Genomic DNA, 26578 nt, shown 5'->3' on the forward strand with positions numbered 1-26578 from the left:
TCAGCCACCGAGCGACCTCTTCATGATCTTGCCCAGCTCGTTGCGGGGCAGCGCGTCGAGGTGACGCACCACGCGTGGGCGCTTGTGCGGGGCCAGCTGCTCCGCCACATGGTCCGCCAGCTCCCGCTCGGAGGGCGGTGACGCGGGATCGGCGGGCACGACCCAGGCGACGATCCGTTCACCGAGGTCCGCGTCGGGTTCGCCCGTGACGGCGGCCTCACGCACGCCGGGATGCTCCAGCAGCGCGTTCTCGATCTCACCCGCGCCGATCTTGTAGCCACCGCTCTTGATCAGGTCGGTGGCCTTGCGCCCGACGATCCGGACGTAACCGTCGGGATCGATCGTGGCCATGTCGCCCGTACGGAAGAAGCCGTCCTCGGTGAAGGCGGCGGCCGTGGCGTCCGGCCGGTTCAGATAGCCGGTGAAGAGGTTCGGGCCGCGGACCTGGATCTCGCCGATCGACGCGGTGTCCTGGAGCACGCTGCCGTCCTCCTCCACGAGCCTCAGCTCCACGCCGGACAGCGGGGGCCCGACCGTCCCGGCGCGCGGGGCGCCGTCGGCCCGTACGCCCGTGTTCATCAGCGTCTCCGTCATCCCGTACCGCTCGATGACCCGGCGGCCGGTGGCCCTCGCGATCCGCTCGTGGTCGTGGACCGGCAGCGCCGCCGAGCCGGAGACCAGGAGCCGGGCACCGGCCAGCGCCTTCGTGAGGCTCCCGGAGGTGGCCGGATCGTCCAGCGCGCCCGCCAGCCGGTGGTACATCGTCGGCACACCGAACAGCATCGTCCCGCCGGACAGCAGCTCCCGGGCCACCCCTTCGACGGAGAACCTCCCGAGATGACGCACGGAGCCGCCCCTGCGCAGCGGGCCCAGGACGCCCAGGATCAGCCCGTGCACATGGAACAGCGGCAGGGCGTGGACGAGGACGTCGTCACCGGTCCACCCCCAGGCGTCCTCCAGCGCGTCCAGTGAAGCGGCGACCGCCCGGCGGGGGAGGACCGCGCCCTTCGGCGGTCCCGTGGTGCCGGAGGTGTAGACGACCAGGGCGGGGGACTCGCCGGAGGGCTCGGCGAAGTCGGATTGCGGGGCCCGGCCCGTGGTGGCCGTGGAGACGTCGAGCCGCTCCAGGCCGTCGAGCGCGGACGGCAGGGCGTCACCCGCCCCGGCCAGCACCACCGAGGGCGCGCTGTCGGCCACGATGTGCGCGAGTTCGCGCCCGCCGGTCCTCGGGTTGAGGGGTACGGCAGGCACCCCCGCCCGCAGCGCCGCCACGACGGCGACGACCGTCTCGGGGGTGGACGTCGCCCAGACGGCGACCCGTCCCGCTCCCGCGATCCGGGCCGCGACCGAGGCGGACGCCTCGTCCAGCTGGGCATAGGTCAGGACGTGTTCGCCGAACCGGACGGCCTCCGGGGAGTCCGTCCGGCGCGACGCTCCGCTCAGCGCGGGCAGAAGAGAGGTCACCCCGTGAACCCTAGGCCGTGACCCCGCGCCCGGTCAGCCGTCCTGCCGGACGTTCCGCATCCGGCCGTAGGCGTATACGCAGCCCGCCAGCGCCAGGTCGGAGAGCAGCATGAAGCCGATCGAGTACGAATTCTTCGCGCTGTAGATCGCGCCCATCACCAGAGGCGGTACGAAGCCGCCGAGCCCGCCCATCGCGCCGACGATGCCGGTCACACTGCCCACCTTGGCCTGCGGCGTCACCTGGGACACCAGCGCGAAGACACTGCCGCTCGCGGTGCCCAGTCCGGCCGCCATGCAGAGCAGCGCGACCGTGCCGAGCGGGTACAGCGGCGGGTCGAAGGCCTGGACGATGGCCATCAGCGCGGCCAGCAGCAGCGCCCCGGCCGTGACCAGGGCGGGGTGGATCCGGTCCGAGAGCCACCCGCCGATCGGCCGGAAGATGACCGTGACCAGTGCGAATCCCGCCGCCTTGGTGCCCGCCTCGGTCGGTGACATCTCGTACCAGGTCTTCAGATACGTCGGCAGGTACACCCCGAACGCCACGATGCCGCCGAAGCCGATCGCGTACAGCGCGGAGAGTTCCCAGGTGACCCGCAGCCGGCCCGCCTCGCCCAGCCGGCGGCCCAGCGATTGCGCGGGCACCTTGCGGTCCGGATGGTCGCTGATCAGGACCGCCGCGAGCAAGGAGTACACCAGGAGCGCCCCGGCGACGATCCAGAACGGCAGGTTCTCGCTGTGCTCGGCGATGCGCGGCGTGAAGTAGCCGGACAGCGCGACGCCGCCCATGCCCATCCCGAAGACCCCGAGCGCGAGACCGCGCTTCGCGGGCGGGAACCACGAATTGACCAGGGGGATGCCGATCGCGAACGTCGTACCGCCGAGGCCGAGCAGGAAGCCGACGGCGAGCATCGCCCCGTAGGAGTCCCTCGCCGGGATGAGCAGCAGCACCGGGACGATCGTGAGCGCCGAGACGACGGGGAACATCAGCTTCGCACCGTACTTGTCGGTCAGCGCGCCCGCCGGGATGCGGCCGAGGGACCCCACCAGCACGGGCACCGCGACCAGGAGGGACTGCTGGAAGGAGCTCAGGTCCAGCCGCTCCTTGAAGTCCCCCGAGAGCGGGCTGATGAGGTTCCAGGCCCAGAAGGTGAGCGTGAACCCGATCGTGGCCATGATCAGATTCCGGTAGGCGGCGGACTGGTTCCGGTGCGGGGCGGGTGTCTGCTCGGCGGTTGCTTCCACACCGCAAGTCAAGGCTCGACAGCTTCACGGGGCACGGCGGACTGGGCCATCCGGGGAAGTCCTCGCACGGCAGACGCCCCATGGCCGCAGCCCCTCTCCACGGCTCTCGCCGACGCCGCTCACCCGCCGTTTCCGGCCCCGGGCTGCGACAATCGCGGTATGGACCGGCTGGACAGAGAGATCCTCGGCATCCTCCAGGAGGACGCCCGGATCTCGTACCGCGATCTGGGTGTGCGCGTGGGACTCAGCGCCAACGCCGCGGGCGACCGCGTACGCCGCATGCGCCGTGACGGGGTGATCCGTGGCTTCACGGTCATCATCGACCCGGCAGCCGACACCCGCTCGGGTCTGGTCGTCTTCATCGACGTGTCCCTGCGCCTCGACACGACGAACGAGCAGTTCGAGCGCGCGGTGCTCACCCTGCCCGGCATCACCGAGGTGGTGCACGTGACCGGCGCCCACGACTACCTCGTACGGGCCACCGCCGCAGACCCCGCCTCGCTGGACGCGCTGCTGCGCCGGCTGAAGAAGGACGCGGGCGTCGCGCACTCCACCACCCGGATCGCGCTCAGAGCGGCGCCTGCCAGATGACCGTCGGCGACCGGACGCCGTCCTCGGCGCGCCCGTCGTCCGCCACCACCAGCCGCACCGCCGCGCGCCCGTCGGGCAGCCGCGCGGTCGCGTCCACCTCCACCTCGACCGCCGACACGCCGGTCCTGCGCTGCACGGTGGCCAGCGCCCCGCGCAGGGCGTCGAGCAGCTGCCCGTCGACCGGCTCGGTGACCAGGGCGTCCACCGCTCCCGCGAAGTGCACCGACGGCGGGAAACCGAGCGCCGCCGCCGCGCCTCCCGTCTCACGCAGCACCCTGCCGCGGAAGGTCGCGGGCACCTCGGCAGGCGGCTGCTGGAGCGCGAAGATCGCCGTCCTGACCTCCTGGATCGTGGAGTCCAGCTCGTCGACCGCCTTCGCCAGCAAGTCGGCGGTGCCGGTGTCCCCTGCGAGGTCCTTGCGGCGGGTCGACTCCAGCATCATCTCCGTCGCGAACAGCCGCTGGACCACCAGGTCGTGCAGATCGCGGGCGATGCGGTCGCGGTCCTCGTAGACGGCGAGCTGTTCCCGGTAGTGCCGCGCGTCGGCCATCACCAGCGCCAGTGAGGCCTGGGAGGCGAACTGCGAGGCCAGCTGCCGGTCCATCTCCGTGTACGGCTCACCGCCGCGCCCCCTGGGCAGGGCGAGCGTGCCGATGAGCCGCCCTCCGCTCTGAAGCGGCAGCATCATGCTGGGGCCGAAGCGGGAGCGCACCGGGGTCGTCATCCGGGGGTCGGTCGCGGAGTCCTCGATGAACACCTCCTCGCCGCCCAGCAACTGCACGAGGACGGGGGACCCCGGTTCGATGGCGGTGCCGATCAGGCCCGCGGGATCCTCGAGGGTGGAGGCGGCGACGATCTCCATCCCGCCGTCGGCGGTCGGCTGGAGGATCACCCCGGCCACGGCACCGGCCAGCACCCGCGCCCGCTCGGCGACGGTCATCAGGGCGTCCGTCGTGCCCGCCCCCGTCAGCAGCGCCCTGGTGACGGCCGCGGCACCCTCGATCCAGTGCTCCCGCTGCCGCGCCGCCTCGTACAGGTGCGCGCCGCCGATCGCGGCGGCGGCCTGGGACGCGAGGAGCCGCAGCAGCGCCAGATCCGTGTCGTCGAAGCTGCCGGCCTCCGGCGCGGTCAGGCAGAGACTGCCGAGCACCTCGGTGTGCACCCGTACGGGCGCTCCGATGAAGGAGCGCGGCCGGAGCGGCCCGGACGGCCGGGCGCCGGGATGCGGGCGGGCCGCCAGGTCGTCGACGCGCACCGCCTGCGCGTCGTCCACCAGGGCGCCCAGGATTCCCGTACGCCCGTGCAGGAGCGGGGCCGCGTCATGGTGTTCCGCCTCGCTCATGCCGGAGGTGAACAGGTCGGTGACGTGTCGGTCCCCGCTGTCCAGGAGGGCCAGGGCGCCGTGGTGCGCCCCGGCCAGCGCCGTCGCGGTGTCCACGATGTGCTGGAGGGTGGTCCGCAGGTCGGGCCCCGTTCCGGGCACCTGTGAGCCGTGGCCCTCAGCCGGCGAGCGGGGCGAGGACCAGCGGCTGGACCGTGCCGTCCAGCATCGCGCCGAGCCCCAGCACCGCGCACACGTCCGGACGCTCGGCGATGTGCACGGGCACGCCCGTCGCGTCCCGCAGCATCTGGTCGAGTCCGGGCAGCAGGGCGCTGCCGCCGACCATCATGATCCCGGAGTCCGCGATGTCGGCCACCAGGTCGGGCGGGCAGTCGCGCAGCACCTTGCCGAGCCCGTCGAGCACCGCCGTGAGCGGGGCGTGGATGGCCTGGCGTACGGCGGCGGTGTCGACCTGCACGGAACGGGCGAGACCGGTGGCCACGTCGCGGCCGTGGATCTCCGTCATCGCCGGGCCGTTGAGCGTCAGGCCGTTGCCGCGCAGGGCCAGCTGGAGCGGGCGCACCGACTGGCTGGGCAGCATCAGCTCGTGGTGCTGGCGCAGGTGCTGGATCACAGCGTGGTCGATGGCCTCGCCGCCGACCGGGATGCGTACGGCGGTCACGATCGAGCCGAGCGAGAGCACCGCGATCTGGGTGGTGGCGGCCCCGCACACCATGATCATGGAGGCGGTCGGCTGCTCGACCGGCAGCCCGCAGCCGACAGCAGCGGCGATCAGCGTGTCGACCAGCTCCACGCGCCGGGCGCCGAGCCCCACGAGGGTCTCCACGGCCGCCCGCTGGGCCAGCGGATCCGCCTCGTGCGGGACGCAGGCGGCGGCCCGCAGCCGGGGCTTGCGACGCAGCTGGCGCCTGAGCTTCTCGCCGAGCAGATGGCGCAGCATGCGCTGCGCCATGTCGATGTCGACGACGGTTCCGCCGGAGACCGGGCGGGCCACCCGGATGTACCCCGGTGTCCGGCCGGTCATCTGCTCGGCGAGCGCGCCGACGGCGATGAGCGAGCCGGTACGCGTGTTCACGGCGGCGACGCTGGGCTCGTCGACGACGAGCCCCACTCCCTTGATGTACACACGGGTCCTCGCGGCCCCGAGATCGACGGCGACATGGCAACGGCGCAACTGATCGAGACTGACGGTCACGGCAGGTTCTCCCGAGAGCGCTGACGGGGGGCACCGGCGGCAGCCGGCTCTCCTGGCATCGTCGCGCCGGGCCGGGAGCGGCGCGCGCTGGGTGAGCCGTAGGGGGGACCCGGAGCTGACGGCGCGACAGATCTCAGGCGCGGCCGGGCAGCAGCCGCTGGAACAGCCCCCAGGTGAACTCCGCTACGTGCGGCTCCCCGCTCGCCGGGTCGGTGAAGGCCAGCGCCCAGCGGGTCGGCGCGCTGCCCTCCATGGGCCGGGCCGGCTCGAAGGCCCTGGCCACCTCGTCCACGGTGCAGGACCAGGGCAGGAGGTCCGCGGCGGTGCGCAGCCCGGGGCCCGCCGCCCCCGGGGCGCGGACCAGCCACTCGTTCCACACGGCACCGCCGGGGCCGGCCATCACCTCGAACCGCAGATCCGGCCAGAGCGGCAGCCGCCACAGCAGCGCGTCGCACTCCAGGTCCCCGACCGAGCGGCGTACGGAGGTCTCGGGTTCGCCCAGCACCGAGCGGTAGCGGCGCAGTGCGCCCCGGCCGCGCGGGGCGCGCAGCATGGCCTGCCATCGCCGGTTCGCCTCGCGCATCTCGGCGAGGGACGCGCTCAGTTCGTGGCGGGCGTCCTCGACGAGGTCCGGCTGGTGGTCGGCCATCCGGCGCAGCAGGACGAGCTGGAACTGGAGCGGACCGAACGGGGCGGGAGAGGTCATGGGGCCCATCCTGCCGCCTATCGCACGTATCGGGCAGCCCGGTGCGGAGTCCCGGATTCCACACAGGATCCTCACCTGCGCGGCTTCCTGTGTTGTTCCGCGCGGGTCTACTCTTCGGGCGCCATGGATTATTGCCACCCGTGCCGACGGCACCTCAACGGGGCGCTGGCCTGCGCCGGTTGCGGGACTCCCGCCGACGCGCTGAGCCCCTTCGCAGGCCTCGCCGACCGCCCCGGCCGTGACGTGGAACCCGCCGCCGAGCCCTCGGACGCTTCCGGCGCCGCCGGTCACCGGCGCCGAGCCCGGGGCGCCACCCGGCGGCGAGGCCGCCCAACGCACCGCAGGCGCGGGCGGGCGCTGCTCCTGACAGCGGCGGGCGTGGTGCTGGCGCTGGGGGCGCTCAGCCTGGCCGAGCTGGCCATGGAGGCCGGGGGCGACAGCGGCGCATCGGAGTACGTGAGCGAGGCGTCGTCCTCCGCCACGGAGACCCTGCCCTCGGCCTCGTCGAGCGCGGAGACCGGCGAACCCGGCCCGGTGGACGCCCCCACCGTGGTGCCGGTCACCGATTCCCACTCCGCCACGGCGACGGCGACGGCGACGGACGGTCCGGCAGGCGGGAGGACGACCGGGGCGGCCCCGCCCGCCCCCACATCGACACAGGCCCCGGCGACGGCGACGGCGTCGGCGACGGCCCCGCCGGACCCGGACGCGACCGGGTCACCGGCCGAGCCTTCGGGCCCGGGCACGCCCTCGGCGGAGCCGACGACGCGGGAGCCCTCACAGGACCCCGAGCCCACACCGTCCCCCACCGAGACCTGCCGGTGGTGGATCTTCTGCTGACGCGGGACGCCGGCGACACCGCCCCGGCCGCCCGATCGCGCCGCGCCACGGACGGGCGCCGCGGACCGGTCACGCGGCCGTTCCGCTGCTGGGCGGCCTGCACCGCGGTGCCCCGGCACGCGTGCAGCAGCCACCTCCCGGCCGTGCGGCCGTCAGGACGGAGTCGGGCCGGCGTCCTCTCCGAGCATCCTGCGCAGCAGGTCGCGCAGCACCGTCCGCTCCGCATCCGACAGCTCGGCGAGCGGCTCCCGGGCGAAGTCCAGGGCGTCCCGCAACTGCCGGGCCGTCCGGATGCCCTCCTCGGTCGGCGCCGCCAGCTTCACCCGTCGGTCGGCCGGGTCCGGGCGCCGTTCCACCAGGCCGCGTAGCTCAAGCCGGTCGACTATGCCGGTGATGTTGGACGGCTCGCACTTCAGCTTCTGGGCGACCTTCCGCATGGGCATCGGCTCCAGGGACAGGAGACCGAGTACGCGGGCCTGCGCGCCGGTCAGCGCGTGCGTGGCGGCGGCCCGGTCGTACTCCTCGTGGTAGCGCGCCACGACGCCGCCGATGAGCTGGATGACGTCGAGGGTGAGCGGGTCCGTGCGCGAGGTGGCCATGACACCCAGGGTAGTGGATTACTTGACAAGGTGAAATATCTGCCCGCATGGTTGTTTCACGTCCTGAAGCTTTTCGCTTCCCTCCACGACATCGAGGAGAACCCGAGCCCATGTCTGCTGCACTTCCCACGACCAGCCGCGAATGGCACCTCGTCGCCCGCCCGCACGGCTGGCCCGAGGCCACGGACTTCGCGCTGCGTGAGACGCCGGTGACCGCTCCCGGTGAGGGCCGCGTCCTCGTCCGCAACCTCCACTTCTCGGTCGACCCCTACATGCGGGGGCGGATGAACGACGTGAAGTCGTACACCCCGCCCTTCAAGCTCGACCACCCCATGGACGGCGGAGCGGTCGGCGAGGTCGTCGCGTCGAACGCCGAGGGCTTCGCGGTGGGTGACCACGTCCTGCACGGGCTCGGCTGGCGCGAGTACGCCGACGTCCCGGCCAAGCACGCGGTCAAGGTCGACGCCTCCCTGGCCCCGCTCTCCGCCTACCTGGGCGTGCTCGGCATGACCGGGCTCACCGCCTACGCGGGCCTGTTCGAGGTCGCCTCCTTCAAGGAGGGCGACGCCGTCTTCGTCTCCGGTGCGGCCGGTGCGGTCGGCAGCCAGGTCGGCCAGCTGGCGAAGATCAAGGGCGCCTCGCGGGTCATCGGCTCCGCCGGCTCCGACGAGAAGGTCAAGCTCCTGGTCGAGGAGTACGGCTTCGACGCGGCCTTCAACTACAAGAACGGCTCCGTCAGGCAGCAGCTCGCCGAGGCCGCTCCGGACGGCATCGACGTCTACTTCGACAACGTCGGCGGTGAGCACCTGGAGGCGGCGATCTCCTCGCTCAACGTCCACGGGCGCGCCACCATCTGCGGCATGATCGCCCAGTACAACGCCACGGAGCCCACCCCGGCCCCGCGCAACCTGGCGCTCGTCATCGGTAAGCGCCTCCGCCTCCAGGGCATGCTCGTCGGCGACCACTCCGCCCTCCAGCCGAAGTTCGTCGAGGAGGTGGCCGGCTGGATCGCCTCCGGGCAGCTCAAGTACAACGAGACCACGGTCCGGGGCATCGAGAACGGCTTCGAGGCCTTCCTCGGTCTGCTGCGCGGCGAGAACACCGGCAAGATGATCGTTTCTCTGGACGCCTGAGCGACCAGGGCGCGGCGGCGGTCCCCCGGCAGCGGGCCCGCCGCCGGTTTCCTCCCCGGGGCTCGCCCTCACCGCCCGTCGCGGTCCGAGGACGGCCACACGTACGGCAGGTCGGCCGGTACGTCGGGGAAGAGCGGCCGGTAGTACGCCGGGTCCTTCTGCACGAGGGCGGAGCGGTGGCTCCGGTGGAACGCCTCGTCACCCAGCCACGGCGGCAGTTCCCCCGCGGCCGCGAGTTCGGAGCTCTGCCGCACGGTGGTGCGCCGGAGCGCCCCCGCGAGGTCCTTGCGCAGGGTCGCCGCGCAGGTGTCCGCCCTCCCCTCGGCGGTCCACGCCGCGCACATGTCCAGGCCGTAGCGCACGAGAGCCTCCTCGTAGCCGGTCCACATACGGACCGCGGGGTGGTGCCGCCAGCCGTAACCGGGGACGACGAGGCCGCGCAGGACCTGGATCGTCTCGACCCGCTGCTTGCCCAGTCGTCGCTGGTCCAGCGTGAGGGCACTTCGGGAGAAATCGGCGTACGGCAGGAAAGTCTGCATGAATCATGCATACCGCGTCCGCGCCGGAGTGCCCTCGGCCGTCACCCGCTAGGCTCGGCGCAGGCCGTCGCGGTCGTGGGCGCGAGTCGCGGCGCATCAGCAGGAGGAATCACCCGTATGACCATCCAGCACATAGACGTGGCCTACACCGCCGTCGCCACCGCCGAGAACGGCCGTGACGGGCGCGTCGCCACCGACGACGGCCGACTCGACGTCGTCGTCAACCCGCCGAAGGAGATGGGCGGCAGCGGTGCGGGCACCAACCCCGAGCAGCTCTTCGCGGCGGGCTACAGCGCCTGCTTCCAGGGGGCCCTCGGCGTGGTCGCCCGTCAGGAGAAGGCCGACATCAGCGGTTCGCTCGTGACCGCCTCGGTGTCCATCGGCAAGACCGAGGCCGGCGGCTTCGGCCTGGAGGTGGCGATCAGCGCCTCCATCCCGAACGTCGACAAGGCGACCGCCCAGGCGCTCGTCGAGAAGGCGCACCAGGTGTGCCCGTACTCGAACGCCACCCGGGGCAACATCAAGGTCGAGCTGTCGGCAGGCTGAGCCGCAGCTCTTCGCGTACGACCGAGGGCCGCATCCCGTCACACCGGGGTGCGGCCCTCGGCCGTGTGCCAGGAGCCCCGTCCGGAAGAGCGCGCGCAAAGGCATTGACTGCCAACGAGGTTGAACTTTACGGTCCGTTCGAGGTTACGAGCAGCATTCGAAATATCGAACGAGTAAGGAAGCCATGACCCGCACCGCGCGCTTCACCCTCGACCCGGCCTTCACCGTCGGCGACGTCGACCCCCGGCTCTTCGGCTCGTTCGTCGAGCACCTCGGCCGCTGTGTCTACGACGGCATATTCGAGCCCGGCCACCCGTCGGCGGACGAGGCCGGACTGCGTACCGACGTCCTTGATCTCGTCCGCGAGCTCGGTGTCACCGCCATCCGCTACCCCGGCGGCAACTTCGTCTCCGGCTACCGCTGGGAGGACAGCGTCGGCCCCGCCGACGAGCGCCCCCGCCGTCTCGACCTCGCCTGGCGCTCCACCGAGACGAATCGTTTCGGTCTCTCCGAGTACATCGACTTCCTCCGGAAGGTCGGCCCGCAGGCCGAACCCATGCTCGCGGTCAATCTCGGCACCCGCGGTGTCCAGGAGGCCATCCAGCTCCAGGAGTACGCGAACCACCCCTCGGGCACCGAACTCTCCGACCGCCGTGTCGGCCACGGTGACAAGGACCCCTTCGGCATCAAGCTGTGGTGTCTGGGCAACGAGATGGACGGGCCCTGGCAGACCGGCCACAAGACCGCCGAGGAGTACGGCCGGCTCGCCGCCGAGACCGCGCGCGCGATGCGCCAGATCGACCCGTCCGTCGAGCTCGTGGCCTGCGGCTCCTCCAGCCGCAGCATGCCGACGTTCGCCGAATGGGAGGCGACGGTGCTCGCCGAGACCTACGACCTCGTCGACTACGTCTCGCTGCACGCCTACTACGAGGATACCGACGGCGACCGGGACTCCTTCCTCGCCTCGGCCGTGGACATGGAGTCCTTCATCGAGAGCGTCGTCGCGACCTGCGACCACGTGGGCGCCCGCCTCAAGTCGACGAAGAAGATCAACCTCTCCTTCGACGAGTGGAACGTCTGGTACATGAGCCGCTACCAGAAGGACGCGGTGGAGAACCCGCTCGACTGGCCCGAGGCGCCCCGGCTGCTGGAGGACAACTACAGCGTCACCGACGCGGTCGTCTTCGGCAGCCTGCTCATCGCCCTGCTGCGCCACGCCGACCGCGTCACCGTCGCCTGCCTCGCCCAGCTGGTCAACGTGATCGCGCCCATCATGACCGAGCCCGGAGGCCCGGCCTGGCGGCAGACCACCTTCTTCCCCTTCGCACAGGCCGCGCGTCACGGACGGGGCCAGGTCCTCGACGTACGGGTGGACTCGCCCACGTACGGCACGGCGAAGTACGGCGAGACGGACCTGCTGCACGCCACCGCCGTGCGGGACCCGGAGACGGGGGCGGTCACGGTCTTCGCCGTCAACCGCAGTCAGGACTCCGCGCTGCCGCTCGAAGTCGTCCTGACCGGACTGGAGCTGACCGAGGTCGCCGAACACCAGGCCGTCGCGGACGCCGATCCGGAGGCCCGCAACACCCTGGCCGAGCCCGAGCGGGTCGTGCCGCACGCCGTCGAAGGCACCGAACTGGCCGGCGGAACACTCAAGGCCGTGCTGGAACCGCTGTCCTGGAACATGATCCGGCTGGTCTGATCGCCTTACCCACACGTACGGCGCCCTCCCCCGGCCGGGGGAGGGCGCCGTACGTCTGGTGGGAAGGAGTGTTCAGCGTGCCGAGAAGGCGTGCACCGTCGTCGAACGGTAGGTGTCGCCGGGGCGCAGCACCGTCGAGGGGAACGACGGCTGGTTGGGGGAGTCCGGGAAGTGCTGGGACTCCAGGCAGAACGCGTCGCCCTGGCGGTAGACCCGCCCGGACGTGCCCGTCAGCGTGCCGTCGAGGAAGTTCCCGGTGTAGACCTGCATGCCGGGCTCCGTCGTGTACATCTTCATCACCCGGCCGGAGCCGGGCTCCGTCACGGTCAGCGCGTACTCAGGACGGGCCGTGATCCCCTTGTCCAGCGCGTAGTTGTGGTCGATGCCCTGGCCGAAGCCGATCTGTTCGTGCGGGGTGCGCACCGCCTCGCCGATGGCCCGCGGGCGCCGGAAGTCGAAGGGCGTACGCGCGACCGGGGCGAGCTCACCCGTGGGGATGAGTGTCGCGCCGACCGGGGTGTAGCGCGCCGCGGCCAGCTCCAGCAGGTGCCCGTCGACGCTGCCACTGCCCTCGCCCGCCAGGTTGAAGTAGGCGTGGCTGGTCAGGTTGAGGACCGTGGCACGGTCGGTGGTCGCCGAGTAGTCGATGCGCCACTCACCCCGGGAGGTGAGGGTGTAGACGACACGGACGGCGAGCGTGCCCGGGTAGCCGGCCTCGCCGTCCGGGCTGGTCCGGGTGAGGACCAGCCCGACGTCACCCCGCGAGGTGAACGGCTCGACGTCCCAGACCCGCTTGTCGAAGCCCTGGTCGCCACCGTGCAGGCTGTTCGGGCCGTCGTTGAGGGGCAGTTGGTGCGTGACCCCGTCGAGGGTGAAGCGCCCCTCGGCTATGCGGTTGCCGTACCGCCCGATCAGCCCGCCGAAGTACGGGGACTTCGCCACGTAGTCGGCGAGGTTCCCGAAGCCGAGCGACACGTTCGCCGTCCGGCCCCTGCGGTCCGGGACCTCCAGGGACTGGACGACTCCGCCCCAGGACAGGACCTTCAGCCGGGTTCCGCCGTTGGCGAGGGTCCAGCGGTGCACCTTCGTCCCGTCGGCGAGCGTGCCGAAGAGCTCCTTGGAGGGGGTGCGCCCGTTCGCTGCGGCGTGCGCGGCGGGCGCGCCCGCCGCCACTGCCAGCCCGGCGGCGGCCGTGGCCGCCAGGACGGTGCGTCTGCTGGTTTCGGTGCTGAAGGTCATGAAACAACTCCTGTCGCGAGAGGGGGTGTTACGAACCGACCTTGCGCTTGTTCCAGACGTCGAAGCCGACGGCGGCCAGCAGCACCGCGCCCTTGATGACCTGCTGCCAGTCGGTGCCGATGCCGACGAGGTTCATACCGTTGTTCAGCACACCCAGGACCAGGCCGCCGATGATCGCGCCGAGGACCGTGCCGACGCCGCCGCTCATCGACGCGCCGCCGATGAACGAGGCGGCGATGGCCTCCAGTTCGAAGTTGAGGCCCGCCTTGGGTGAGGCCGCGTTGAAGCGGGCGGCGAAGACCAGACCCGCCAGGGCCGCGAGCATGCCCATGTTCAGGAAGACCAGGAAGGTGACCTTCTTGTCCTTCACGCCGGACAGCTTGGCCGCGGGCAGGTTGCCGCCGATGGCGTAGATGTGGCGGCCGATGATCGCGTTGCGCATCAGGTAGCCGAAGCCGACGACGAGCACGCCGAGGATGAGCAGCACGACCGGGGCGCCCTTGTAGCTGGCGAGCAGCAGCGTGACGACGAGGACGGCCGATACCAGCGCGACCAGCTTCAGCAGGAACAGCTTGACCGGCACCACGTCCAGGGCGAACTCCTGCTGCCGCTTGCGGTCGCGGACCTCCTGGAACACCACGAAGGCGATCAGGGCGAAGCCCAGCAGCAGGGTGAGGTTGTGGTAGTTGGTGTCCGGGCCGACCTCGGGCAGGAAGCCGTTGGCGATCTTCTGCAGGTCCTTCGGGAAGGGGCCGAGGGTCTGGCCCTTCAGGAAGATCTCCGTCAGACCGCGGAAGAGCAGCATCCCCGCGAGGGTCACGATGAAGGAGGGTATGCCGAGGTAGGCGATGAAGAAGCCCTGCACCGCGCCGGCGACGGCGCCGATGGCCAGGCAGAGCACCACGGCGAGCGGCCAGGCGAGAGAGTGCTCGACCATCAGTACGGCGGCCATCGCGCCGATGAAGGCGGTCAGCGAGCCGACCGAGAGGTCGATGTGGCCCGCGATGATGACGAGCATCATGCCGATCGCGAGGATCAGGATGTAGCTGTTCTGCAGTACCAGGTTGGAGACGTTGCGCGGCAGCAGCAGGTCGCCGTCCGACCACACCGCGAACAGCACCACGATCAGGCCGAGCGCCATCAGCATGCCGTACTGACGCATGTTGCGGCGCATGCCGCCGAGCATCAGCTGCAGCAGGCTCTCGCCGGAGGCGGACCCGCCCTTGCCGGGCGGCGCGGGGGCCGGAGTCTTGGCAGTCACGTCCGTGCTCATCGGGTTACCTCTTTGTCCTTCGTCATCTGACGCATCAGCGCTTCCTGCGAGGCCTCGGCCCGGGTGAACTCGCCCGTCAGCCGTCCCGCGGCCATCGTGTAGATGCGGTCGCACATGCCGAGCAGCTCCGGCAGTTCCGAGGAAATGAAGACGACCGCCTTGCCCTGGGCGGCCAGTTGGTCGATGACCGTGTAGATCTCGTACTTGGCACCCACGTCGATCCCGCGCGTGGGCTCGTCCAGGATCAGCACCTCGGGACCCGCGAAGATCCACTTGCTGAGGACGACCTTCTGCTGGTTGCCGCCGGACAGCTTGCCCACCGGCTCGAAGACGGTCGGCGCCTTGATGTTCATGGACTTGCGGAAGCCCTCGGCGACCTGCCGTTCCCCGTGCTCGTCGACCACACCCCGCCTGGAGACCTTGCCCAGCGCCGTCAGCGAGATGTTCCGGTTGATGGTGTCGATGAGGTTGAGTCCGTAGTGCTTGCGGTCCTCGGTGGCGTAGGCGATGCCGTGCCCGACCGCCTCCGGGACGGTCTTCGTACGGACCTCGGCTCCGTCCCGCAGGACGGTGCCGCCCGCGTACCGGCCGTACGAGCGGCCGAAGACACTCATCGCCAGCTCGGTGCGGCCCGCGCCCATCAGCCCGGCGATGCCGACGATCTCACCGCGCCGTACCTCGATCGAGACGTCGTCGACGACCTTGCGCTGCTGGTCGATGGGGTGGTGCACGGTCCAGTTGCGGATCTCGAGGGCGGGAGCGGTCCCCTCCTCCGGGTGGTGCGGGGTCCGCTCCGGGAAGCGGTGCTCCAGGTCGCGGCCGACCATTCCGCTGATGATCCGGTCCTCGGTCGTCCCGGCCGCCTTCACGTCGAGCGTCTCGATGGAGCGCCCGTCCCGGATGATCGTGACGGAGTCGGCGACCCGGCGGATCTCGTTCAGCTTGTGCGAGATGATGATCGAGGTCATGCCCTGTTCCTTCAGCGAAAGGATCAGGTCGAGGAGCTTGCCGCTGTCCTCGTCGTTGAGCGCCGCCGTCGGCTCGTCGAGGATGAGCAGCTTCACCTTCTTCGACAGGGCCTTGGCGATCTCCACCAGCTGCTGCTTGCCCACGCCGATGTCGGCCACCCGGGTCTCCGGGTGCTCGTCGAGGCCGACCCGGCGCAGCAGTTCACCCGCGTGCCTGAGGGTGTCGTTCCAGTTGATGAGCCCGCGCCTCGCGTGCTCGTTGCCGAGGAAGATGTTCTCCGCGATGGAGAGGTACGGCACCAGCGCCAGCTCCTGGTGGATGATCACGATGCCGTGCTGCTCGCTCGCCCGGATGTCCTTGAACCGGCAGGTCTCGCTCTCGAAGAGGACGTCCCCTTCGTAGCTGCCGTGCGGATGGACGCCGGAGAGCACTTTCATCAGGGTGGACTTGCCGGCGCCGTTCTCACCGCAGATGGCGTGGACCTCGCCCTGACGGACGGTCAGAGTGACGTCCGACAGCGCTTTGACACCGGGAAAGGTCTTGACGATCGAGCGCATTTCCAGGACGGGTCCCGCCATGGTCTTGCCTTCCAATCCTTGAGGGAGCCCGGTTACTTGAGGTCGTTCGCGGTGTAGTAGCCGCCGTCGACGAGGACCTTCTCGTAGTTGTCCTTGTCGACGCTGACCGGCTGCAGCAGGAACGCGGGGACGACCTTCGCGCCGTTGTCGTAGGACTTGGTGTCGTTGGTCTCGGGCTTCTTGTCGTTCAGGACCGCGTCGACCATGTTGGAGGCGACCTTGGCCAGCTGACGGAGGTCCTTGTAGACGGTCTGCGTCTGCTCGCCCGCGATGATCGACTTCACGGACGCCACCTCGGCGTCCTGACCCGTGACGACGGGCAGCGGCTTGGCCTTGGTGCCGTAGCCGTCCGACTTCAGGGCGGAGAGGATGCCGATGGAGATCCCGTCGTACGGGGAGAGCACGGCGTCGACCCGGGTGCTGCGGTAGCTGGAGGTCAGCAGGTCGTCCATGCGCTTCTGCGCGGTGCCGCCGTCCCAGCGCAGGGTGGTCACCTGGTTGAGGGCGGTCTGCTTGGACCTGACGACCAGGTCGCCCTTGTCCACGTAGGGCTGCAGGACGTTCATCGCGCCCTGGAAGAAGTACTTGGTGTTGTTGTCGTCGTTGGAGCCGGCGAACAGCTCGATGCTGAAGGGGCCCTTCTTGCCGTCCTCCAGACCGAGCTTGTCCACGATGTACGTGCCCTGGAGCTCGCCGACCTTCTCGTTGTCGAACGAGGCGTAGTAGTCGACGTTCTCCGTGCCGAGGATCAGCCGGTCGTAGGAGATCACCGGGATGTCGGCGTCCTTGGCCTGCTGGAGCACGTTGTCGAGGGACTTGTTGTCGATCGCGGCCACGATCAGGGCGTCCACACCCTGCGTGATCATGTTCTCGATCTGCGAGACCTGCTGGTCCGGGTCGTCCTCACCGTAGACGAGCTTGGTCTCGTAGCCCTTGGCCTTCAGTTCCTTCACGACGTTGGCGCCGTCGGAGATCCAGCGCTCCGAGGACTTGGTCGGCATCGCGACGCCGATGGTGGCGCTGTCGGAACCGCCCTTCTTCTCCTCGCTGCCACCCTCGCTGCTCTGGCCGCAGGCGGTCAGCGTCAGGGCGAGGGAGGCGGCGGTGGCTATGGCGGCACATGCGGCTCTGCGGTTGCGCATCGTCATCATCCTTGATGTGGGTCAGGGCTCGGTCCGGTGCTGCGAAACGCCGGTAACTGATCGACCGAGAAACAGGTGTGTGGGATTGTGCGCGGCTCTGTCTTCTTTTGGGGAGGGAAGTTTCCGGAACGTTATGACGAGATCGCGAACCGGTTGAGCGGGCCCGGCAGTCGGCTCCCCAGGGCCGCCATGTCCCCGTCCGCCCCGTGCCGGGCGAGCAGGTCCAGGGCGAGCCGGCCGCGCCGCACCCGCTCCTTGGCGGTGGCCAGCGCGAGCTCACGCAGGTGCTGGCCGTAGGGGTAGATACCGGGGGACTTGGAGAGGCCGAACTTCAGGTAGAGCGGAGCGCCCCGCCGGATCAGCTCGGCGACCTCGTACATCCGTACGTAGCCGCCGAGGTCGTCCGGAGCTTCGATGTAGAGGTCCATCGGGGCCCTCGACGCCCGCCGGATCTCGGTGAACTGGGCGAGCGTCAGGTCCGACGGGATGTTGATCGAGTCGGCGCCGAGCTGCTCGAACACGGCGAACGAGGCCGGGTTGACCGGTCCGATGAGCGCCGACACCTTGAAGGTGGTGTCCGCGGGCAGGACGCCCTGCTCGCGCAGCCGGTGCAGCGTCCACAGCACGCCCTCGTCGGCCACGAGCAGGCACTTCACGCCCAGCTCCGTGGCCCGCAGGGCGTCCTCGACACAGCCGGCCAGCGCGTCGTGGCCCCGGGAGCGCAAGCCCGCGCCACCGGAGTCCGTACGGACCGACGCGCCGGTGTCCCAGGTGCCGCGCGGTCCGGTGAACAGGCAGAGCTCGATGTCGCGTTCGGCGCAGCCCTCCACCATCTCGGTGATCTCCGCGTCCGTCAGCATCCAGATGCCGCTGCCCTGGCTGATGCGGTGGACGGGGACGTCGAGCCTGGCGGACTCCTTCAGTACGACGCCGAGGGCCTCCGGACCTTCCACGGACGGCACCTCGGTACGCCAGCTCCCGCCCCCCGGGAAGGAGTGCGGGGAGGCGTCGGCCGGGGACAGGGGTGCCGGGCCGAGGCCGAGCGCGGTGAGCGCGGCGTCGCCGGGGCGGCGGGGGCCGGGCGCACCGGGGGAAGAGACAGGGGCGTCTTTCACGACAGGTCCTTCACGTTCGGTATTTCGGACGACATTCGGATCTTTGGGTGTACGCCGGTACGGAGGCGGTCAGGACGCCCCCGTGCCGGCGTACGGATCAGGGCGGGCCCGTCACGGCCGCAGCAGCACCTTCCCGGTCTCCGGGTCCCCGGATCCCACCAGGGCGACGGCCTCGGCGAACCGCTCCAGCGGGAACTCGTGCGTGATCAGGGGCGCCGGGTCGAGCAGTCCGGCCGTGAACGCCCGCACCGCGTACGACCAGGCCGAGGAAGGGGCCCCGAACACACTGCGCACGGTGAGCTGGCTCAGCGACAGGTGGACCGGGTCGATCCCCACGGCGCCCGGGGTGAACATCCCGGTCAGCACGACGCGCCCGCCGCGCCGCGCCAGCAGGCACGCGTCGGCCGCGGTGGACGGCGCTCCGGCCGTCTCCACGACCAGGTCGTAACGGCCGCGCATCTCCTCGGCCTCCTTGGGCGCCAGGGCCTCGCTCGCCCCGAAGCCCAGTGCCAGGGAGGCCCGTTCCCGCCTCGGGTCGATCACGGTGAGTTCCGCGGGCGACACCGCCGCCAGCAGTTGCACCGCGAGCAGCCCGAGCGTGCCCGCTCCCAGTACGGCGATGCGCTCGCCCGGCTCGGGCGCCCCGGCCCGTACCGCTGCCGCGATCACCGCCGCCGGTTCGAGCAGGGCCGCGGCACGCAGGTCGGCGTCGTCGGCCAGCGGGTGCAGCAGCCGCGCGGGGACCACCACATGGTCGGCGAACGCGCCGGGCCGGGTGAAGCCCGTCTCGTCGTAGCCCGTCGTGCACAGGGAGGTCTCCCCGTCCCTGCACCGCTCGCAGCGCCCGCACGCCCGGAAGCCCTCCGCGACCGTGCGCCGCCCGACGAGGGCCGGATCGACCCCCTCGCCCACGGCGTCGACGGTCCCCGACCACTCGTGGCCCGGGATCACGGGGTAGCGCACATAGGCCGCGTCGCGGTGGCCGTCGTACACCTCGCGGTCGCTCATGCAGATCCCCGCGGCGGCGACGCGCACCCTGACCTCGCCGGGGCCCGGCTGGGGGAGCGGCCCTTCGGCCAGCACGTGGCTGCCGGGCCGCTCGACGATCAACGAGCGCGAGAGTGACGTCACTTGGGCTGCCTCTTCTCCCAGCCGTCCGCCCACAGGTCGAACCTGGCCTGCTGCTGCGGGAATTCGGCCGCCGCGTCGACGTCCAGTTCCACGCCGAGCCCGGGAGCGTCGGAGAGCTCGAAGCAGCCGGTCTCGGGGTCGACGGTCGGGGCGCCCTTGACGACCTTCTTGATGTCGGCGTCCGCGAAGTCGTTGAAGTGTTCCAGGATCTTGAAGTTGGGGGTGCAGCCGGCGACCTGGAGGCTGGCCGCGGTCAGCACCGAACCGCCCACGTTGTGCGGGGCGATCAGCATGTAGTGCGTCTCCGCGGTCGCCGCGAGCTTGCGGGTCTCCAGGATGCCGCCGATGTGGCCGACGTCCGGCTGGATGATGTCGACCGCCTGCGACTCGAAGAGCTCGCGGAACTCGATCCGGTCGTGGATGCGCTCACCCGTCGCGATCGGCATGTCGACCTTGTCCGCGACCTTGCTCAGCGCCTTGAGGTTCTCCGGCGGCACCGGCTCCTCCAGCCACGCGGGCCTGAACGGCGCCATCTCGTGGGCGATCCGTACAGCCGTCGACGGGCTGAAGCGGCCGTGCATCTCCAGCATCAGCTCGGTGTCGGGGCCGATGGCGTCCCGCACGGCCTCGATGAGGGAGACGGCGTAACGGGTCTCCTCCTGGCCCAGCTCGAAGTGGCCCGTGCCGAAGGGGTCGATCTTGAGTGCCCGGTAACCGCGCTCGACGACTCCCTGCGCCGCCTTGTGGTAGGCCTCAGGGGTGCGCTCGGTGGTGTACCAGCCGTTGGCGTACGCCTTGACCCGGTCGGTGACCTTTCCGCCGAGCAGCTGCCAGACGGGGACGCCGAGCGCCTTGCCCTTGATGTCCCAGCAGGCCATCTCGACGACCGCGATGCCGGACATCACGATCTCCCCGGCCCGCCCGTAGTCGCCGTACTTCATGCGCTTGACGAGGTCCTCGAGCGCGAACGGGTCGCTCCCGACGATGTGGTTGGCCGACGCCTCGCGCAGATAGCCGAGCAGCGCGTCCGTACGGCCCAGCATGCGGGTCTCGCCCACCCCGGTGAGGCCCTCGTCGGTGTGGACCTGGACGTAGGTGAGGTTGCGCCACGGCGTGCCGACGACATGCGTGCTGATTCCGGTGATGCGCACGTGTGTTGCCTCTCAACGTGTTCGGTATTTCGTCGCTCGTTCGAAATGCTGGCGTGACGGTAATGACGGGCCAGGGCAGGTGTCAATGGTTCGCGTAAGACCGGTCGGCACATGAGGGGTGGGAGAAGGAGCGGGACTGGGTGCGTGCACCTGCACGGCGGAGGATCGAGGCATGGCGGAGCCATGGTGATGGACGACAACGCCGCAGGTGTGCGTGCCCGGGCCCGCGACGCCGCCCCTCATGTGCCGACCGGTCTGGGTACGCTGACGTCATGAGCGATCTCGGGGCGGGTCTCGGTTACTTGATCAAGGGCCAGCGCTGGGCCTTCGGGCACGGCCGCTGGTTCGGATTCGGCCTGCTGCCGGCCCTGATCACCCTCGTCGTCTACGCGGGCGCGCTGACCGGACTCGGTTACGGCGCCGACGACTTCGTCGCCTGGGCCACCCCGTTCGCCGACGACTGGTCCTCGCCCTGGCTGGGGCTCCTGCGCAACACCCTCGTCGTCCTGGTCTTCATCATCGGGATATTCCTCGCGGTCATCACCTTCACCGCGGTCACCCTGCTGATCGGCCAGCCCTTCTACGAGTCGCTGTCCGAGGAGGTCGACCGCAGCGAGGGCGGCGAGGTCCCCGAGTCGGACCTGCCGCTCTGGCGTGAACTGTGGATCTCCGCCCGGGACTCCGTCCGCATCCTGCTGCGCGTCGCGGTGTACGGGGTGCTGCTCTTCGCCCTCGGGTTCATCCCCGTGGCCGGGCAGACCGTGGTCCCCGTCCTCGGTTTCTGCGTCTCGGGCTACTTCCTCGCGGAGGAGCTGACCTCCGTGGCCCTCCAGCGCCGGGGCGTGGTTCTCAAGGACCGGCTCGCGCTGCTGCGCGGACGGCGCGCGATGGTGCTCGGCTTCGGCGTACCGCTCACGCTCGCGTTCCTCGTGCCCTTCGTCGCCGTCCTGCTGATGCCGGGCGCCGTCGCCGGGGCCACGCTCCTGGTACGCGACCTCACGGATGCCCCGGAGGCCCCGGAGCCGACGCCTTCGTCGCCGTACATCCTCCACAAGGACTGAGAAGCCCCCCGGGCCCGGCCGGGTCCGGGGGCTCGGGCAGGGTCAGGCGCCGTGGACCTCCAGCGCCGTCCGGACCGCGGACTCCAGGGCGCCCTCGATCCAGGCCGGCTTGACGGAGGTGTGGCAGCCCGCGAAGTGCAGCGGGCCCTCGGGCGTCCGTACATCCGGGAACAGCTCGGTGTGCTGCCCGGGCAGCAGCACGGAAGCCTCGCCGTACGCGTACGGGTCACGCATCCAGGACTGGGTGCGGCCGACGCCCGTGTAGAACACCTCGATCCGCTGCCCGTACACGTCCTGGACGCCGCCCAGGGTGTGCGGATAGCGCTCGTCGTCGTCCAGCGAGTCCCACTTCAGGGCGTCGTCGGCCCAGCTGTACGACGCGAGCAGGACCCCGCCCTCGCTGCCCTCGACCCGGTGCGAGGGCTGGTACATGAACCGGTTGGCGTTGTCGGTCACCGAGCCGCCGCCGATGACGTGCGCCGCCTCGGGCTGGTCGCGGGCGGTGGACCGGCAGGCCGCGTAGTGCACCCGCTGGTTCGGCGGGATGTGGCCGCGCGGCACGGAGGGGTGCGCCCCGAGCAGCGAGCCGTCGGCCGGAGCCTTACCCGCCCGGTACTCCTCGTACAGCCCGGGCCGTACCGCTTCCAGCTCGCGCTTCCAGTCCGCCTCGTCGAACTCCCACCAGCGGCGGCTGAACTCGAGGAGCACCTTGGTCGCCGCGTCGTAGTGGACCTCGGTGATCGCGCGCCGCTTGCCGTACGACATCGCCGGGGTGACGGGGATGTGCCGCATCCCGGAGAAGGGCACCGTGACGATGGCCCGGTCGCCGGTGAAGGTCTCCCGCACGACGGGGCCGCCACGCCCCTCGGAGACCGTCTCCACGCTCACCCCGTCCTCCGAGTGGCTGATCCGGGTGACCCGGCGGTCCAGGTGCACCAGGTCCTTCACCTGCGCGTACATCGCGTCCGCCAGGGTGGCGGTGCCGTCGGGCAGCTCGAAGAAGGAGGTCGCGGGGCTGATCAGGGAAGCGCCGATGAAGCTGTGCAGGAAGGCGAGATGGAGGCGCGAGGTCATGTTCTCGACGGTGCCGACGAGGTCGATCGTGCGCTCGTCGAGCTTGGCCACCTCGGTCATGTACCGGTACATCGACCAGTGCCCGTAACGCTGAAGGACGGTCGCCCAGCCCTGGACCAGGGCGCTGCCCTCCTTGCCCTCGATCTCCGCGCGCACGGGAGCGAACGCCTCCCGCACGATCTGCGAGGCGGGGGTGTTCTCGTAGGCCGCAGGGACGCCGAAGGAACGGTTGACCGCCTGCGGCTTCGCGGCGTAGTCGGCGCGGCGGACGCGGACGCCGTTGACATGGATCCAGGTGCGGTTGGCGGGGCGCCCCTCGGCGTCCACGTCGGTCAGGTGGAAGCGCCGGGTCTTCAGCCCGAGATGGGCCATCAGCCCGGTGACCAGCGGGTGGCTGTCCGGGATGCGCATGGCGCCGGCTTCCGCGTACTGCTTCGGATCGGCGAAGGGCGGATCCGACTGCTCGTGGCCGCCGGCCCGGAAGGTCTTGATGCGGCCGCCGACACGGTTGCCGTTGGCCTCGATCACGGTGACGCCGTGACCCGCCTCGTGGAGCAGCCGCGCCGCCGTGAGCCCGGCCGGCCCGGCGCCGACGACCAGCACCTTCTTGCGGGCGGCCCGGGTGCGGGGCAGGCCCTTGCCCAGCAGGACCTCACGGTAACGGGGCACCAGGTCCCGGTCGTTCTCGTCGCGTACGAGGATGGCGCGGGCCACGAGGAGAGCGGCGTCCCGGTCGGATCCGGGCGCCGCTGCCGGTGCGGCTGTGGCCCGGGAGGCCGCGGCGGCGCCGGTCACGGCGAGTGCGGCGGCACCGGCCGTGGCGCCCGCGAGCACGGCACGGCGGGAAGGCAGGGCGGACGACGATGCGTCGGGGGGTGAGGTCATGATGATCACCCTGATGTGCGGGACCGGCCGAGACCGTCCGGACGCGCGCCCACGGCTCCGATTCACCCGGTGGTGATCTTGGTCGACCGGTGTTGACCCGTGCCGGACGGGCCGGAGTCGAAGCTCAGCGGAGGGAGAAGCCGTACACCGTCGTCGAGGTGAACTCCTCGCCCGGCCGCAGCGCCGTGCTCGGGAACTCCGGACGGTTCGGGGAGTCCGGGAAGTGCTGCGTCTCCAGCGCGATCCCCGCGCACGGCTCGAACGGCCCCCCGCCGAGATGGTCCGCGGTGTACAGCTGCAGACCCGGCTCCGTCGTACGGACCGTCAGTACGCGTCCCGATGCCGGGTCGTGGAGCTCGGCGACCGGCTCGCCGCCCGTCTCGTCCAGGACGTAGTTGGTGTCGTAGCCCGGGCCCACCGGCCTTGCTTCCCGGAAGTCGAACCGCGTCCCCTCCACGGGTGCGAACACGCCCGTCGGGATCGCCTCCTCGTCCGACGGGGTGATCCGCCCGGCCGCGAGCCGCAGTTCGTGCCCGAGCGCGCTCCCGCTGTCCGCCCCGGCCAGGTTCCAGTACGTGTGGTTCGTCAGGTTCACCACGGTCGGCGCGTCCGTGACCGCCCGGTAGCCGATGCGCAGCGCCCCGTCCTCGTCCAGGGTGTAGGCCACCGAGACCTCCAGCCGCCCCGGGAAGCCCTCCTCGCCGTCCTCGGCGACCAGGGAGAGCAGTACGCCGTCCGGCAGCTCCTCGGCGTCCCACACGCGCTTGTCGAAGCCGCGCTCCCCGCCGTGCAGCGTGTTGCGGCCCTCGTTGCGCGTCACCTCGTGCCTGCGGCCGTCCAGGACGAAGGAGCCGCCCCCGATCCGGTTGGCGTACCGGCCGACCACGGCGCCGAAGTAGGGGCCCGTGTGCGTCTCGTAGCCCTTCACGTCCGGCAGCCCCAGGGCCACCTCGGCGCGGGAACCGTCCCTGCCGGGCACCTCCACCGACTGCACCACGGCGCCGTACGTCAGCACCCGCACCCGCGTGCCCTCGCGCTCCAGGGTCCAGCGGCGGACCGGAGTGCCGTCCGTGAGGGTGGAGAAGTCTTCGCTGCGTACCGCTGTACCCGTCGTCACGATCAAGGACTTTACGCCGGTGGGCCGGCCGCGGTGACATTGCGGTAAGCGATCTCCGCCAGCCTGGCCTGGCCGTCGCGCCCCGGATGGAACCAGTCCCACTCGCTGAGCTGGGCCCCGGTGAACCGGTAGTCGAAGACCGCCCCGCCGTCGTAGCGGCAGCGCTCGTCCTTCGCGCAGACGTCCCGCAGCACCGCGTTGTACGCGACGACCCGCTCCCGCACCGCCTCGCGCCGGGCGACGGCCGCCGCTCCCATGTCGTCCGCGTCCCCCAGCATCGACCGGCAGATCCCCAGCTTCCAGATCTGCTTGCCCAGCGGGTTCTCGCGCCCCGTCGACCAGAGCCGCTTGAGGTCCGGCACGCTCGACACGTACACCTGCGCCTTCGGGGCACCGGCGCGCAGCTGCCGCATGGACGCCTCGAAGGAGGACCGGAAGCCGGACACGGGAGTCATCAGCTCCACCGAGTCCCGGCAGGCGTCGTTCGCGCCGATCATCACCGTGACCAGTTCCGGCTTCTCCTTCGCCGCCAGGGCCATCTGCTCGGGCAGCTGGGCCATCCTGGCGCCCGACACGGCGTGGTTCGAGCTGCGCGTGGCGGCCTTCGACGCCCCGAGGAGGCGCACGGCGAGGCTCCGCACGCTCGCGTCGGAGCCCGTCGCCCAGGACACCTCGGGACAGTCCGCCAGGATCGAGCAGGCGTCGAAGCCCCGGGTGATGGAGTCCCCGACGGCGGCCAGAGAGGCCGGGCTCGCGTCCCACGAGGGCGTCGGGGACGGGGAGGGGCTCCGGGGTGACGCGGTGCTCCGCGCGGTCCCGTCCTGGCCCGCGCCGCAGCCCGTGAGTGCGAGGGCGGCGACGGACACGACCGCCGTCAGAGTGGCTGCCGCGCCCCGCGTGCGACGACGTGACGAACTCTCAGGCATCCCTGATTTCCCTCCGGTCACACGGGTGATTGTGCCCCTGGCACAACCGGGCAGCCCCAGGTGGCGGGCCCTGGCGCCCTCGCGGGTGAATGGTGTGCGAATCATGGGCCCAGGACCGACCGTACGTCACACACCCGGCCCCGGCGCACGGTAGCTTTTCCCCGTCGAACCAGTGGCGCCCGGCCGGTCCGCGACGAGACAGCGGGTCCGGTAAGTTCTCTCACGTCACATACTGTCCCTTTTCAGGAGATTCACTCCCGATGCTGTTTACTGAAGACGACCTCGGGAGCCGTCCGGGAAGAGACGGTACGGGCGCGAGGCCGCTGGGGAAGGCGAACCTCGTCCCACACTGGAGGTCCCGGTGACGACACGTGGAGTTCTGTACGTTCACTCCGCACCGCGCGCGCTCTGCCCGCATGTCGAATGGGCGGTGGCGGGTGTACTCGGTGTGCGGGTCCAGCTCGACTGGATCAGACAGCCGGCCGCGCCCAGCACCTGGCGGTCCGAATTCTCCTGGAAGGGCCGGGCAGGCACGGCCTCGGAGCTGGCTTCGGCCCTCCGTGGCTGGGACCTGCTGCGCTTCGAGGTGACGGCCGAGCCGTGCCCCACGGCGGAGGGTGAGCGTTACAGCTCGACGCCCGGCCTGGGCATCTTCCACGCCGTGACCGGCATGCACGGCGACATCCTCGTGCCGGAGGACCGGCTGAGGGCGGCGCTGGCGCGGTCGATGCGCGGCGAGACGGACCTGGAGGCCGAGGTGGCCAAGCTCCTGGGCAAGCCGTGGGACGACGAGCTGGAGTCCTTCCGCCACGCGGGCGAGGGTGCGCCCGTGCGGTGGCTGCACCAGGTGGTCTGAGAGGCACGGTACGGCTCGACCGCTTGCGCTGCTTGGGCAGAAACGTTCCCCTTCCCGGGTGGCGGGATGTGCTGCCGAGTGACGGCCCTGGCGTCTCCGGCCGCCGCACGAAGCCCCGCCGCCCACCCGGAGCCGGGGTGAGCGCCGCACGAGCCCTGCCCC

Annotated in this window: 24 protein-coding genes; 7 read left to right on the top strand and 17 right to left on the bottom strand. The window is 71.0% G+C overall.

The annotated features are described in order from the left end of the window. Together ABZY45_RS02740 and ABZY45_RS02745 are read right to left on the bottom strand one after the other, a co-directional pair. The gene (locus ABZY45_RS02740; protein WP_356735366.1) at positions 1–1464 is read right to left on the bottom strand and encodes an acyl-CoA synthetase; all 1464 of its coding nucleotides are present in this window, start codon (positions 1462–1464) and stop codon (positions 1–3) included. A gap of 33 nt (positions 1465–1497) precedes the next feature. After that, positions 1498–2637: a NarK/NasA family nitrate transporter gene (locus ABZY45_RS02745; RefSeq protein WP_356736558.1), complete on the bottom strand. Its 1140-nt coding sequence runs from the start codon at positions 2635–2637 to the stop codon at positions 1498–1500. Between the two features lie 228 nt (positions 2638–2865). On the opposite strand from ABZY45_RS02745, the gene ABZY45_RS02750 reads away from it, so the two are divergent. Continuing rightward, complete coding sequence (locus ABZY45_RS02750) at positions 2866–3297, top strand: Lrp/AsnC family transcriptional regulator (RefSeq protein WP_356735368.1); 432 nt, start codon at positions 2866–2868, stop codon at positions 3295–3297. Here ABZY45_RS02750 and ABZY45_RS02755 read toward each other — a convergent pair. The 3 genes from ABZY45_RS02755 to ABZY45_RS02765 form a co-directional block, all read right to left on the bottom strand. Continuing rightward, a complete protein-coding gene (locus ABZY45_RS02755) occupies positions 3275–4780 on the bottom strand; it encodes a GAF domain-containing protein (protein ID WP_356735370.1) in 1506 nt (501 codons plus the stop codon). The genes ABZY45_RS02750 and ABZY45_RS02755 overlap by 23 nt on opposite strands. Positions 4781–4796: 16 nt before the next feature. Beyond that, a complete protein-coding gene (locus ABZY45_RS02760; protein ID WP_356735372.1) occupies positions 4797–5834 on the bottom strand; it encodes a rod shape-determining protein in 1038 nt (345 codons plus the stop codon). 133 nt (positions 5835–5967) lie between these two features. Continuing rightward, the gene (locus tag ABZY45_RS02765) at positions 5968–6540 is read right to left on the bottom strand and encodes a hypothetical protein (protein WP_356735374.1); all 573 of its coding nucleotides are present in this window, start codon (positions 6538–6540) and stop codon (positions 5968–5970) included. A gap of 123 nt (positions 6541–6663) precedes the next feature. On the opposite strand from ABZY45_RS02765, the gene ABZY45_RS02770 reads away from it, so the two are divergent. Then, on the top strand, positions 6664–7380 hold the full coding sequence (locus ABZY45_RS02770; protein ID WP_356735376.1) for a hypothetical protein: 717 nt from the start codon (positions 6664–6666) through the stop codon (positions 7378–7380). 152 nt (positions 7381–7532) lie between these two features. Here ABZY45_RS02770 and ABZY45_RS02775 read toward each other — a convergent pair whose 3' ends face one another. Continuing rightward, positions 7533–7979, bottom strand: a complete 447-nt coding sequence (locus tag ABZY45_RS02775) for a MarR family transcriptional regulator (RefSeq protein ID WP_356735378.1) — start codon at positions 7977–7979, stop codon at positions 7533–7535. Between the two features lie 110 nt (positions 7980–8089). On the opposite strand from ABZY45_RS02775, the gene ABZY45_RS02780 reads away from it, so the two are divergent. Continuing rightward, on the top strand, positions 8090–9112 hold the full coding sequence (locus ABZY45_RS02780) for an NADP-dependent oxidoreductase (RefSeq protein ID WP_356735380.1): 1023 nt from the start codon (positions 8090–8092) through the stop codon (positions 9110–9112). 68 nt (positions 9113–9180) lie between these two features. On the opposite strand, the gene ABZY45_RS02785 is transcribed toward ABZY45_RS02780, so the two are convergent. Continuing rightward, the gene (locus tag ABZY45_RS02785) at positions 9181–9651 is read right to left on the bottom strand and encodes an MSMEG_6728 family protein (RefSeq protein WP_356735382.1); all 471 of its coding nucleotides are present in this window, start codon (positions 9649–9651) and stop codon (positions 9181–9183) included. Between the two features lie 117 nt (positions 9652–9768). Here ABZY45_RS02785 and ABZY45_RS02790 point away from each other — a divergent pair, with 117 nt between their 5' ends. Next, positions 9769–10197 (top strand): organic hydroperoxide resistance protein, encoded by a 429-nt coding sequence (locus ABZY45_RS02790; protein ID WP_356735384.1) that lies wholly within the window; start codon positions 9769–9771, stop codon positions 10195–10197. 184 nt (positions 10198–10381) lie between these two features. Next, entirely contained in the window at positions 10382–11899 is a 1518-nt protein-coding gene (locus ABZY45_RS02795; RefSeq protein WP_356735386.1) for an alpha-N-arabinofuranosidase, read from the top strand. A 72-nt stretch (positions 11900–11971) separates the two neighbouring features. Here ABZY45_RS02795 and ABZY45_RS02800 read toward each other — a convergent pair whose 3' ends face one another. From ABZY45_RS02800 to ABZY45_RS02830, 7 genes are all read right to left on the bottom strand, one after another. After that, positions 11972–13138, bottom strand: a complete 1167-nt coding sequence (locus ABZY45_RS02800; RefSeq protein WP_356735388.1) for an aldose epimerase family protein — start codon at positions 13136–13138, stop codon at positions 11972–11974. 28 nt (positions 13139–13166) lie between these two features. Continuing rightward, complete coding sequence (gene mmsB / locus ABZY45_RS02805; RefSeq protein WP_356735390.1) at positions 13167–14411, bottom strand: multiple monosaccharide ABC transporter permease; 1245 nt, start codon at positions 14409–14411, stop codon at positions 13167–13169. Beyond that, entirely contained in the window at positions 14408–15958 is a 1551-nt protein-coding gene (gene mmsA / locus ABZY45_RS02810) for a multiple monosaccharide ABC transporter ATP-binding protein (RefSeq protein ID WP_356735392.1), read from the bottom strand. The genes mmsB and mmsA overlap by 4 nt, the downstream gene beginning before the upstream one ends. A 32-nt stretch (positions 15959–15990) precedes the next feature. Further along, on the bottom strand, positions 15991–17100 hold the full coding sequence (chvE, locus tag ABZY45_RS02815; RefSeq protein WP_356735394.1) for a multiple monosaccharide ABC transporter substrate-binding protein: 1110 nt from the start codon (positions 17098–17100) through the stop codon (positions 15991–15993). A 131-nt stretch (positions 17101–17231) separates the two neighbouring features. Then, positions 17232–18215: a hypothetical protein gene (locus ABZY45_RS02820; protein ID WP_356735396.1), complete on the bottom strand. Its 984-nt coding sequence runs from the start codon at positions 18213–18215 to the stop codon at positions 17232–17234. A gap of 111 nt (positions 18216–18326) precedes the next feature. After that, entirely contained in the window at positions 18327–19346 is a 1020-nt protein-coding gene (locus ABZY45_RS02825; protein ID WP_356735398.1) for an alcohol dehydrogenase catalytic domain-containing protein, read from the bottom strand. Beyond that, positions 19343–20497 (bottom strand): mandelate racemase/muconate lactonizing enzyme family protein, encoded by a 1155-nt coding sequence (locus ABZY45_RS02830; protein WP_356735400.1) that lies wholly within the window; start codon positions 20495–20497, stop codon positions 19343–19345. The genes ABZY45_RS02825 and ABZY45_RS02830 overlap by 4 nt, the downstream gene beginning before the upstream one ends. Before the next feature lie 272 nt (positions 20498–20769). On the opposite strand from ABZY45_RS02830, the gene ABZY45_RS02835 reads away from it, so the two are divergent. After that, positions 20770–21558 carry an EI24 domain-containing protein gene (locus ABZY45_RS02835; RefSeq protein ID WP_356735402.1) on the top strand — a complete coding sequence of 263 codons (789 nt, stop codon included), beginning with the start codon at positions 20770–20772 and terminating at the stop codon, positions 21556–21558. Between the two features lie 42 nt (positions 21559–21600). Here ABZY45_RS02835 and ABZY45_RS02840 read toward each other — a convergent pair whose 3' ends face one another. The 3 genes from ABZY45_RS02840 to ABZY45_RS02850 form a co-directional block, all read right to left on the bottom strand. Next, positions 21601–23517: an NAD(P)/FAD-dependent oxidoreductase gene (locus tag ABZY45_RS02840; RefSeq protein WP_356735404.1), complete on the bottom strand. Its 1917-nt coding sequence runs from the start codon at positions 23515–23517 to the stop codon at positions 21601–21603. Between the two features lie 124 nt (positions 23518–23641). Next, entirely contained in the window at positions 23642–24640 is a 999-nt protein-coding gene (locus ABZY45_RS02845) for an aldose epimerase family protein (RefSeq protein ID WP_356735406.1), read from the bottom strand. A gap of 5 nt (positions 24641–24645) precedes the next feature. Next, a complete protein-coding gene (locus ABZY45_RS02850) occupies positions 24646–25560 on the bottom strand; it encodes a GDSL-type esterase/lipase family protein (protein ID WP_356735408.1) in 915 nt (304 codons plus the stop codon). Between the two features lie 361 nt (positions 25561–25921). On the opposite strand from ABZY45_RS02850, the gene ABZY45_RS02855 reads away from it, so the two are divergent. Continuing rightward, the gene (locus tag ABZY45_RS02855; RefSeq protein WP_356735410.1) at positions 25922–26416 is read left to right on the top strand and encodes a DUF3145 domain-containing protein; all 495 of its coding nucleotides are present in this window, start codon (positions 25922–25924) and stop codon (positions 26414–26416) included. The last annotated feature ends 162 nt before the right edge of the window (positions 26417–26578 follow it).

The organism is Streptomyces sp. NPDC006516 (genome assembly GCF_040611875.1).
Lineage (GTDB): Bacteria > Actinomycetota > Actinomycetes > Streptomycetales > Streptomycetaceae > Streptomyces.